Origin of the sequence: Bacteroides faecichinchillae JCM 17102, from assembly GCF_000614145.1 — a bacterium.
GTDB lineage: Bacteria > Bacteroidota > Bacteroidia > Bacteroidales > Bacteroidaceae > Bacteroides > Bacteroides faecichinchillae.
Genome location: NZ_BAKK01000005.1, coordinates 157,263 through 168,161, shown reverse-complemented (window position 1 = coordinate 168,161; position 10,899 = coordinate 157,263). Strand labels below are relative to the sequence as shown.

11 protein-coding genes, 1 pseudogene and 1 riboswitch are annotated in these 10,899 nt (G+C 37.0%); of the genes and pseudogenes, 8 read left to right on the top strand and 4 right to left on the bottom strand.

The genetic code is table 11. The features are described 5' to 3' along the window. The 8 genes from JCM17102_RS28870 to JCM17102_RS28850 all read left to right on the top strand — a co-directional run. Positions 1-628, top strand: a 628-nt coding sequence (locus tag JCM17102_RS28870; protein ID WP_148302042.1) for an RHS repeat-associated core domain-containing protein, incomplete at its 5' end; no start/stop codon positions are given. A 41-nt stretch (positions 629-669) separates the two neighbouring features. Continuing rightward, a complete protein-coding gene (locus tag JCM17102_RS04355; protein ID WP_025074141.1) occupies positions 670-1,023 on the top strand; it encodes a hypothetical protein in 354 nt (117 codons plus the stop codon). A 3-nt stretch (positions 1,024-1,026) separates the two neighbouring features. Next, positions 1,027-1,572 (top strand): toxin-antitoxin system YwqK family antitoxin, encoded by a 546-nt coding sequence (locus JCM17102_RS04350; RefSeq protein WP_025074140.1) that lies wholly within the window; start codon positions 1,027-1,029, stop codon positions 1,570-1,572. 294 nt (positions 1,573-1,866) lie between these two features. Next, complete coding sequence (locus tag JCM17102_RS28865) at positions 1,867-2,193, top strand: hypothetical protein (protein ID WP_025074139.1); 327 nt, start codon at positions 1,867-1,869, stop codon at positions 2,191-2,193. Between the two features lie 81 nt (positions 2,194-2,274). Beyond that, a complete protein-coding gene (locus JCM17102_RS31290) occupies positions 2,275-3,354 on the top strand; it encodes an RHS repeat domain-containing protein (protein ID WP_051572775.1) in 1,080 nt (359 codons plus the stop codon). Next, complete coding sequence (locus JCM17102_RS29485) at positions 3,246-4,115, top strand: RHS repeat-associated core domain-containing protein (protein ID WP_275564328.1); 870 nt, start codon at positions 3,246-3,248, stop codon at positions 4,113-4,115. Before JCM17102_RS31290 ends, JCM17102_RS29485 begins: the two co-directional genes overlap by 109 nt. Further along, entirely contained in the window at positions 4,112-4,900 is a 789-nt protein-coding gene (locus tag JCM17102_RS04330) for a hypothetical protein (RefSeq protein ID WP_025074136.1), read from the top strand. Before JCM17102_RS29485 ends, JCM17102_RS04330 begins: the two co-directional genes overlap by 4 nt. Before the next feature lie 492 nt (positions 4,901-5,392). Then, the gene (locus tag JCM17102_RS28850; RefSeq protein ID WP_025074135.1) at positions 5,393-5,626 is read left to right on the top strand and encodes a hypothetical protein; all 234 of its coding nucleotides are present in this window, start codon (positions 5,393-5,395) and stop codon (positions 5,624-5,626) included. A gap of 299 nt (positions 5,627-5,925) precedes the next feature. Here the strand turns inward: JCM17102_RS28850 and JCM17102_RS04315 are convergent, their stop codons facing one another. The 4 genes and pseudogenes from JCM17102_RS04315 to JCM17102_RS04300 form a co-directional block, all read right to left on the bottom strand. After that, entirely contained in the window at positions 5,926-6,777 is an 852-nt protein-coding gene (locus JCM17102_RS04315) for a sugar phosphate isomerase/epimerase family protein (RefSeq protein WP_025074134.1), read from the bottom strand. A 452-nt stretch (positions 6,778-7,229) separates the two neighbouring features. Continuing rightward, the gene (locus JCM17102_RS04310) at positions 7,230-7,859 is read right to left on the bottom strand and encodes a thiamine diphosphokinase (RefSeq protein WP_025074133.1); all 630 of its coding nucleotides are present in this window, start codon (positions 7,857-7,859) and stop codon (positions 7,230-7,232) included. Then, positions 7,856-8,463, bottom strand: a pseudogene (pnuC, locus tag JCM17102_RS26165) (nicotinamide riboside transporter PnuC). The gene JCM17102_RS04310 and the pseudogene pnuC overlap by 4 nt, the downstream one beginning before the upstream one ends. A gap of 9 nt (positions 8,464-8,472) precedes the next feature. After that, on the bottom strand, positions 8,473-10,710 hold the full coding sequence (locus JCM17102_RS04300) for a TonB-dependent receptor (protein ID WP_025074132.1): 2,238 nt from the start codon (positions 10,708-10,710) through the stop codon (positions 8,473-8,475). Next, positions 10,711-10,807: riboswitch (TPP riboswitch) on the bottom strand. Positions 10,808-10,899: the final 92 nt, after the last annotated feature.

The following is a 10,899-nucleotide window of genomic DNA, read 5'->3' as shown; positions in this document are numbered from 1 at the left end:
GGATAGGAAGTTCCATTTCTATTTGAAGGATCATCAGGGGAATGTAAGGGTTGTGGCGGACAAGGATGGTAATGTAGAGGAGACGAATGCATATTATCCGTTTGGGGGGACGTTTACTTCAACTAATAGTGTTCAGCCTTACAAGTATAATGGTAAGGAGTTGGATACGAGGAATGGGTTGAACTGGTATGATTATGGGGCGAGGCATTATGATGCGACGATAGGAAGATGGCATGTGGTGGATCCGATGAGTGAAAAGTATTATAATTCTAGTCTTTATATGTATTGTGCGAACAATCCAATAAAGTATATTGATCTAACAGGATTAGCATGGCGGTTAACATATGATGAAGACCATGATGGAAAAAGAAAATATAATGGTTATGAATGGGTGTCAGAGGAAGAATCATATAATGAAGATGGCTCATTGAAGAAAGGATTATATGCACAAGCTATTTTTTTCTCTGATAATGGCACTTTTGATTCTAAGAAAAACTATAATATAGGTTCTTCTACTGCGACTGTATATCTAGCTGACGGAACGACTCTAGAGTATGATGCTTCTACCAACCCCTCCGATCCAGAAGTTTTTGCAACGGTTCCTGAGGTATTTACGAGGCAAATGTAGGAACTCATCATGGTTCAAAAAGAAATTATACAGCCTTAAAGATGAGAGACATAAGAGCTAAGTCTCAAACATTAGAGTTAGGAATGACTAATCCAGCATATCAGGATGGAAGAACATTTGCTACAGGTATTGATATACATTATGCAGGTTATCTTAATTATACAGGTACTATTAACAATGGGAAAAATGGTGTATCCCAAGGTTGCTTACTTATTGATGTTAATGCTTGGTCTAATTTTATAAGCAATTTTGATAACAATATCCAACGGTCAAATTCCGTTAGTGTTACAGTTTCAAGAACATTTTCAACGCCAGTAAATGGGAACCGACTTCCGGCATTCAATTTTATAATGAATGGTTCAAGATCTAGTTTTTTTAATTCAAAAATAAGATAGAATATGAGAAAAATTAATTTAATTAAAGTTTCTGCTACTTTTTTATTAATGATGTCTTTCTATAGCGCATTTTCCCAAGTAAGTCTTTCTTATAAAAAGAATCAATTTAATAATAAGGGGCAAAAAGAAGGATTTTGGGTAGAAAAAAGTACTTACTGGATAAGAGAGAGTTATTTTAAAAATGGTATGTTGTCTGGAGTATACAAAGAATTTAACAGCGATGGAAAATTATATATTTTTGGAGAGTATCTGGATGATAAAAGGTGTGGAACATGGTATTTCTTTAACGACATGGGAGCTTTATGGATGATTTTCAAAGATTTCTCTAAAAACACAGCCTCAATTATTAATGAAGGAGATAAAAAAAGATATGTTCCCGATTATAAGTGTCGCAGTTTTGGCTATTATCCCAATGGAAATGTTCAAGAGGAAGGCTGGCTTTTATGGTCAGAAGGAGATGCTCCAGAATCAGACATGTCAGTTAAGTACGGTGAATGGAAATATTATGATGAAAGTGGGAAATTTATAAGGGCAGAAGTATACAAATAATCCATAAAATCAAGTTTACATTTTAGTAAAATTGAAGTAATATTGAAAAATTGTCATACCCTGATATATGTTATCTTTATTAGACAACTTATATTAGGGTATCATTTCATATGTGATAACTTATCCCTCTAAATATGCGGTTATGATGTTGCCGACCATCCAGTCTTCGTACAAGACAGCGAGCAATGTGCCAAAGGGGAATGGTCCTTCAGTATACCGGATGCTTTTGGAAGGATCGTCCTGACAGGGACCTGCAGGAATACACTAGATTATACAAATGACCCGTTCAAGAACGTGGTCGTAAAAGTTACCCGGTTAACAGGAGACAACCGGACGAATGAACTGAAAGGTTATACGCTGCCCGCACAGGTTGCCTTGACCACTCCTGTCGTGTTGGGCGTGAATTATTATGACCGATATAGCTTTATAGGATCCAATGGAATTCCTTCGGGCGCTGCCACTGCTTACGAAAAAGTAGCAGGATATGATGAGCTCAGGACAGTGGGAGTCAAAGGATTGCTAACGGGAACGCTGACGGCGAAACTGAACAGCAGCGGAGCAGTATCGGGATACCTGTACTCGGTACTGTATTACGATGAGCGGGGACGTTTGATCCAGTAGCGGGGAAACAACTCTCTGGGAGGGGAGGATAAGATATTTACCGCCTACGACTTCCCGGGGGATCCCACACAAGTCAGGAAGGTGCATACGGTCGGGGCGGATACCCGGACGGAAGTATATACCCATACCTATGATCAGGGGGAACGTTTGTTAAGGACTACCTATCAGTTGGACAATGACGCGGTGGTGACCCTGGTGAACAACACCTATGATGAAGTGGGACGCTTGAAGTCGGACGGCCGGAACGGAAACGCGAAACTGAAAACGGAGTATGCGTATAACATTCGTTCGTGGACGAAGAGTATTACAGGAACGTTGTTCAGTCAAACGCTGAACTATCAGGAGGCGATAACGGGGAATACTCCCTGCTATAATGGAAACATCAGCAGTATGTCGTGGCAGTCGGGAGTGGAAACCAGTCAAAGAGGATATCGTTTTACGTATGACGGGCTTTCCAGGTTGAAGGATGTCCTCTACGGGGAAGGCGCTACGCTTGCCGCTAATACGGACCGGTTCAATGAGCAGGTTACGGGGTATGACAAGATGGGGAATATTCTGGCGTTACGGACAGACGGTTGCAGGCAGTTATGGATGATCGATCATCTGACTTTGACGTATAACGGTAACCGGTTGCAGGCGGTCAGGGATGCCTGCACAAACTCGGTCTATGGGAATGGTACGGAATTTAAAGACAACTCCAATCAGACGGTGGAATATGCTTATGATAAGAATGGGAATCTGATTAAAGATTTAAACAAGAATATTAGTAGTATCGGATATAATTGTTTAAATTTGCCTGATGAGGTAACCTTTGCGAATGGTAACAGTATCCGGTATGAGTATGCTGCTGACGGAATAAAGCTGCGTACGGTGCATAAGACGGGTGCTGCTACTTTGACAACGGATTACTGTGGCAATGCGGTCTATGAGAATGGGGTGTTGAGGATGTTGCTTAATGAAGCCGGCTATGTGAGTTTCCCTGATAAGAAGTTCCATTTCTATTTGAAGGATCATCAGGGGAATGTAAGGGTTGTGGCAGACAAGATGGTAATGTGGAGGAGACGAATGCGTACTATCCGTTTGGGGGGACGTTTACTTCAACTAATAGTGTTCAGTCTTATAAGTATAATGGTAAGGAGTTGGATACGAGGAATGGGCTGAACTGGTATGATTATGGGGCAAGGCATTATGATGCGACGATAGGAAGGTGGCATGTGGTGGATCCGATGAGTGAGAAATATTGCGCTTCTAGTCTCTATAATTATTGTGATAATGAACCGATAGGTAGAATTGATTTTAACGGTCAGGATTGGTATAAGCGTCGAAAAGACAAGGAGAATGATGATGATGAATGGGAATATTTCTATAGTACAGACATTCATTCTCAGAAAGAACTTGATAAACAAATGAGTGATGGAGTTTATTTAGGTAAAACTTATGCAAATAACAATGTTTATTATAGTTTATTTGGAAGCCAAAAGATTGCGGATTCTTTTGAAGGAATGATATATCAAAAAATAGATGAAGCTATAATGAAGAAAGATGATTCACAAATAGAGAGTTCAGGTATGTATGGAGAATCCATTGGTCTTCCAAGAACAGATTTTTCTATACAAGGAATAGAACCTAAAGAATCTAAATATTTAGGAATAGATTCACAAAGAAATAATTATTCTATTATGTATGAAAACAGTACTAGTGGTGTGTATTATGTTCATGGTAAAATGATTGGAACTATAGTAGACTGGATTGGTGATTCTGATATGCCTAAGCTTATACATGGTTATTTCGGTGATAGTAAACCATGGTATCACATTCGAATTATGAATAAATCAAATTGCGACATAATCCATTTGAAATACAATTCAGCTCAAAGTAAAGTTCTTTTAGATAAATATAATAAATTATTCTTGAAGAAATGAAATCTATAGTTGTTTTTTTACTTTTTTTGGTTCTAACACAGGGTAAAGTTGAAGCTCAAAGTACTTCAAAAGAATCACCAATGGAGGATATGTCTTGGAATATATCAAAGGCTGTGGAAGGTTATTATTATACTTATTTTGAATATCCTCATAATATAGAGGATATTGAATGTTATTTATGGAGTGTCATTGACAATATTCTAACTTGTTATGTCATAGAACCTATCAATGAATGTGAAGTTACAAATTCCCAATACCAAGACTTTGTGACTTGTGGACATTCCTTTATAAATACATTGAAATATCTAAAATATAATGAGAAGTATATAATTATAGAAAACAAAAATAATAATTTTGATTTACGATGTCTAAGAGATGGACTTTCTGTGAATTATACTGCTGATATTTGCTGGGATTTGAGTAATTTTCTAAAAAGTATGCTATTTCGTAGAAATAAACGTTTTTTCTTTTATAATCAAAACAAGAAAATAATAGAGAATTCTGAATATGAATCTGTTTTGACACAACGAATAAAAGATACTAGAGACTTTTATTATCGGAATTATTCTGAGGAAGATAAAAGAAAAGGGAGAACTCAGTATATATTAATTAGGTATACCAAAGGAGAAAAAAGATTTAAATCTTTATGTCTTTCTGGTAAAGAGTTCCTTAAACATGGTTATTTGAAAGAAATATTTAAAGTATTAGATGTTTATTTCAAAGATAAAAAAGTTTATTCCACTGTTTTACTTTTGCCTATGCCAATACTAGAAAAAAATCACTAAGGTCGAAGGGAATGAATTATCGTAAACATATGGAATAACTTCTATCCTATATTACCCTGATGTTGATTTCCTAATTGGATAATTTATGTCAGGGTATTTTTTATCTAATGAAATTTCTTCAACTGGAAATATAAACAGCATAGTAATGAAGTAATAATATTTCTCTGTGTGGTGAAGAGTTTCCCAATCTTTTATGAACCTCAAAATATTTTGTAAATTTGTGCAAATCATGAATGTAGAAGTAATGTTGCTGAATCAATTTGACAAACGTTTTCCTACGGAAGAAAGTTGTATAGATTATTTTTGAATAATAAAGGAGCCACTATTGCCCAGATGCCCCAAATGCGCTTGCACATCTTATTATAATTGGTTAAAAGGAAAGTAAGCATTCGAGTGTACAAAATGCCGTCATCGCATTGCTCTTACAAAAGACACAGTCATGGAATATAGTAAGCAGTCTCTTCGTTTTGGTGGTTCTACACAATGCACTTGATGACTTCAATCAAGCAAGTTCTTTCAGCCAAAGAAGTGCAACACCAGTTAGGTATGGAACAATATCCGTCTGTGTGGTTAGTGATGATGAAGTTAAGAGACATCATGGGGAAACGGGAGAAAATCTATCAACTTTCAGGTGATATAGAACTTGATGAAGCATTCTTTCCTACTCGCATGAATGATGCAGAGAAAGAGGAAACCTTAAAGCGTGATGCTGGCAGCCAAAGATAAACTAAAGTTTTGGTTATCGCTGAAAGTAAACAAGTTGAAAAAGTACTTGGCGAATATTTGGCTCATCCAAAAGCTCAATGAGGGTATCCTAATTGATGCATCATCTTCGAGAATCAGTCAGAAAAGCCTTTGGTAAAGCCATAAGCTCTAGTGTCGGACTCATAGATTCCAGTTATTAATAGACAAGGTAAAAAATGCGTTTATTTTTATAATTGATGAATTATAGACAATAAAATACGAGGTCTACATTCGAATAGTCCGAACGTAAACCTCGTAAATGGTAATTTTTATGATCTTTCTTATGATAGATCTGATACTGCTTTGAAATAACCGATTGATTCGGCTATACCCATAAATGGATCACTCATATCCTTTTCATATTCAAGACTGCACATTCCGGTATATTTTACTTTCCGCATCATCTTAACCAATGCAGGAAAATCTATTTTACCACGTCCGAGTTCAATGGCATGTCCGGCTTTTGTGGAATCCGTTACATCTTTAATATGCATATCAAAGACACGTGTATGATACTTCTTCAAGTCCGCAACCGGATCACAACCGTTACGCAAATCGTGGCCTATATCCAAACACATGCCAATACGCGGATCTAAGTCTTTTGTATGTTCCCAAACATCTGTAGCATCCGGATATGTTTTAATATCTGGTCCATGTAAATGGATGGCATATTTAAAATCATATTCCTTGACCTTTTTATCGACATAAGGAAGTAACTCATAATTAGGAACTCCTACAATTGTTTTCACACCCACACGCTTGGCATATTCGAAGCTACGATCTATTTCTGCTTCACTTTTCATATAGATGGGACCCACAGCATATCCTGTCACTTTATGAGTCGCGCATTTTTCATGAAAAGCTTTAATTTGCTCGTCAGTACTGTTGAATGGCAAATGGAAATCTTTGATGCATAGATAATGAACACCCAGACGTTTCAAAGTCTTTAAAGTAGTATCTATATCAAATTTAGCAAAGGTAAAACCCGCCATTCCTAAATGGAATGGATTAACAGCTTTCCGAGCCTTTGATTTTGTCGGTTCCGGTAATTCTGCATGAGCTAAACCGCCTGTTCCCAAAAGGATGGCACCAGCAAGGCTTTTCTTAAGAAATGTTCTTCTTGATTTCTCCATGATATTAGTAATATAAAGTGTCTTTTAAATGTGTCGAGATAAGTTGTTTTTAATGGTAGCAAATATAGTGTTTTTCCTTCGTGTACGATAACGTTAAACGTTAATTTATATTGGGACATTAAAAAACTATAATAAATATTCCCATAATAATGCTCTAGAGGGCCTGGCTTATTAAAGAAATTTCAGGATATACAGTAATTATCCTTTTTTTCTCTTACTGCGATTTTAAGCCACTCGTAACTCTTCGGTGATAGTGAAAAGTATTGATAGATGTAATAAACGAGGTGAAGAAATGAGTCTATCTTAAATATATGTATAAAAGAACAATAAGGAATGAAGTATATAGAAAGTTTAAATCACCTCCTAATAATATTTTTGTCTAAAAATGAGTAGCTCATGGCTATAGCATAATGCTTTAAAACTACTGTAGATGGAAAACTTAGTTTCGTCTTTCAAATTTGATAGGCAAGAAAAACAAGATAATCTCCACTGCAATGTATCGTAAACTCATTAGTTAGGGCCTCGTTCAAAGTGCCTTGCCACCAATTTGTGAAGTCGCTTAATGGATAAACTAAGCCTTCTCCCTTTAAATTTTTGGCACTGAAATTAAGAATTGAAACTTGCTGACCTGGTTGTGAAGTGAAAGTCTGTGTATGCTGTGCCGGAATAAACACGCCATAATCCGTGATTGTCCGGACCTCCAGATCACTTCTCATATAATCGATAAGCAGGCTAATATTCCCAAGAGTATGGTCTTCTCGCTTTCCGGTAGCACCCAGAATGGCAATCTTATGAAATCCTTTTTCTTTAAGAAAATAGACAGCTTTTGTCTGGTCATTTGTTTCTTGATCGGAGATATGATGTATGATAGAGAAAAATCGCTCTTTATTGGCAGATGAAAGAGAATCACCATCTCCGATGATAATATCAGGAATATGTCCCTGAGCTATATATTCATTGGCAGCACCATCACAACAAATTACAAACTTAGCTTCCTTCAATATCTTTAAGGGAAGGGGAGCCGTTGGATATTCACCATTGGCAAGTACCACAGCTTCTGGTATAAATTGTTCATTTATCATTGCAATTGTTTCATCAGTTTTTTCCATTTGAAGTAGCCAAAGATAGCAATAATGGAGTAAAGTCCGTATAATCCTGAGGTGAAATAAAGATCTTTATAAATATAAAGTCCGCAGCAAACAATATCAACAAGAATCCAGGCAAACCATTGCTCAATGTATTTACGTGCCAGCATCCACATTCCTACTATACTTAACGCAGTGGTGAAACTATCCAGCCAAGGGACATTACTATCTGTATATTTAATTAGTATCCAGGCGATGCGAGAAAAGAAATAAGAAAAGCCAATGTCAGTGGGAGATAATATTTCCATGGAGTGTGTACGATGGGTAATTTGGTGGGCTTGTTAGCTGTTTCTGCTTTTGTGTAGTTACTTTTTTCTTTTCGGTGTCCCCACATCCAGAAAAACCATCCGTAAATAGCGGCAATCAAATAGTATATATTTATACCAAAATCGGCATAAAGACCTGCTTTATAGTAAATAAAGATATAAATAGCAGGCATGATAATACCTGCAATCCACAGATAGATATTTGCCCGGTATTCTAACCACAGGTAGACCAGACCAACGATTGTTCCGAATATCTCGAGATAATTTAGTTCCATATAATATAATTAAAAACGGAAGGAAAGATGTGCCATAACATTGGTTCCTGCTTGTGCAGCGTAACCGGCAACATCTATTCTATGATTCACATCATTTTCGTAAGAGCTGGAGGCCCAGCCATTGTTCTCATATTCCTCATTGAAGAGATTATATATAGTAACTCCGAAAGTAATGTCTTTTACTAATTTTTTGGGTTTGAATGTATAAGCGATATTCAGGTTACTAACAAAGTATTTGTCCAATGTTAGTGCTTCCACTTCTGCATTCGTCATATATTGTTTTCCCACAAATTGAGATTGTAATACTGCTTCGAATCCTTTGAAATGAAACGAAAAACGATTGTTGAGCAAAAAATCGGGGGAAAATGCAATGCGGGTACTCTTATGTTGAGTACTGACAATATCCGATAAATACCCTTTCGTGTTGTATATAGGAATGGTTTCTATAAAGTTCTTAATCCGATTCTTACTCCATGTAGCATTGATATCCCATTGAAACCATTCACATGGTTTGATATCTAGCATCAGCTCTAATCCCATGCGATAACTGTTCGGAACATTTTCTGTCAATGGTTCGCCTATCTCATTTAATGCTCCAGTCAGGACAAGCTGGTCGGTATAATCCATATAATAGAAGTTGGCTCCTGCTGCTAGCCAAGGATTCGAAAAACTATATCCCACTTCATAGTCAAGTAATTTTTCTGCTTTAGGATAAGAGCCGGGATTACCTTCTGTATAGTTGTTTCGTGTCGGTTCTTTCTGTGCAACAGAAAAAGAGGCATAAGCACGATGATTAAGAGTAATATTCCAATTTAGTCCGATTTTTGGGTTGAAGAAATTGAATTTCTTATCTACTGCTAACGGCTGAGGAATATTTTTATTCCAGTCGTATTTGTCGTTTGTTCCGTCAATCGTGTAATCAATGTGGCGATATTGTAAATCAGCATAAGCACTCAATCCGCTAATCAGATCATAACTGGCTTTCAAGTAAATATTTCCATCCGTTTTTTTCGATTTATTTCTGTAGTATTCATGATTTGGAGAGAGTGTACCTATATAATTTTCTATCCAAATCACTTTCCCGAAATTGTTTCCCTGATATTGGTTGAGCCCACCACCCAAAGAAGCAATCAGGCGATTGTCTGTATAGTTGAGAGAAAATACTCCACCCCCGAATTTATTATCCATTTTTTTCTGACGTACAAGGTCGCTTTCTTCTACTTCTTTCTCATTATATATGAAAGGTTTCAAACCATATTCCAAATATGATCTGTCTTCTTTATACTCTTCATAATAACCATCTCCTTTAGTATAATGCAAGGCTACATTCAGATTCCACGCATTAGAGAAGGTATGGTTGAAAAGTAGTTGGTAATTTTTTTGCAGGTAGTTATCTGTTTGGTCGTCATAATAATGTACTGTTTTATCCTTATCAGTGTATTTTCCACAAGGATTATAACGTCTTCCAAATTCCTTCATCTCATCTTTAGTAGCATATCCCCAGGCATGATATGTTTTTTCTTTTCCGGCAAATGTGATCAACTTTATTGATGTGTTTCCGGCCAAATATCCTCCTTGTAGGTAATATGAATTGAGATTAACGGAGGCACGATCAATGTATCCTTCCGTACCGATATTTGAGAGACGTGCGTCGAAAGTCCAATGATTGTCTAGTAATCCTGTACCTATTTTTACAGTTTCTTTATGTGTATTGAACGAGCCATAAGAACCGTTGAACTCTGCATACGGTTTCATGGAAGCACCTTCAGTTTGCATATTCACACTGGCACCAAAAGCACCTGCGCCATTAGTGGATGTTCCTGCTCCACGTTGTACTTGTAGGTCTTTTACGGAAGAAGAAAAGTCCGGCATGTTCACCCAGAATAAGTTATGGCTTTCGGCATCATTCATAGGTATTCCGTTTACGGTAATGTTGATGCGTGTACCGTCTGTACCACGAACACGAAGGGTAGTATAACCAATACCTGCTCCGGCGTCTGAGGTCGTTAAAGTAGAAGGTGCCATACTTAACAAGTAAGGAATATCTTGTCCGAAGTTTATTTTTTTTAGTTCGTCTTTACCGATATTGGTGAAAGCTACAGGAGTTTTAGAGGTGGCACGTGTAGATACTACCTGCACTTCCTGCAGATTTATTACTTTCAGACTGTCTGAAGTCGCACTCGTTTGTGCATGGACAGCGATGCCTGTGCCTAAAAAGGCAGCGGTCATCATAATCATTTTTTTCATTGCGCTTATTTATTAATTCTCTACGCCGGCATTACCCGGTTCAGATTCTATGGGTATGTTCTCAGCCCGTCATATTAAGGCACCCCCTCTTCGGTGAATCGACTGCGAAATTACAGCTTTTGCAGGAGTAAAACAAAAATAACTTTCAAATTTGACAAAAACAATGTAACTTTGTAATTTCTTGAAAGA

What these genes read in the sequence shown, in the direction of transcription:
- JCM17102_RS04355 (WP_025074141.1), top strand. Translation starts at nt 670, where the DNA reads ATGAGAGACATAAGAGCTAAGTCTCAAACATTAGAGTTAGGAATGACT.
- JCM17102_RS04350 (WP_025074140.1), top strand. Translation starts at nt 1,027, where the DNA reads ATGAGAAAAATTAATTTAATTAAAGTTTCTGCTACTTTTTTATTAATG.
- JCM17102_RS04330 (WP_025074136.1), top strand. Translation starts at nt 4,112, where the DNA reads ATGAAATCTATAGTTGTTTTTTTACTTTTTTTGGTTCTAACACAGGGT.
- JCM17102_RS28850 (WP_025074135.1), top strand. Translation starts at nt 5,393, where the DNA reads ATGACTTCAATCAAGCAAGTTCTTTCAGCCAAAGAAGTGCAACACCAG.
- JCM17102_RS04315 (WP_025074134.1), bottom strand. Translation starts at nt 6,777, where the DNA reads ATGGAGAAATCAAGAAGAACATTTCTTAAGAAAAGCCTTGCTGGTGCC.
- JCM17102_RS04310 (WP_025074133.1), bottom strand. Translation starts at nt 7,859, where the DNA reads ATGATAAATGAACAATTTATACCAGAAGCTGTGGTACTTGCCAATGGT.
- JCM17102_RS04300 (WP_025074132.1), bottom strand. Translation starts at nt 10,710, where the DNA reads ATGAAAAAAATGATTATGATGACCGCTGCCTTTTTAGGCACAGGCATC.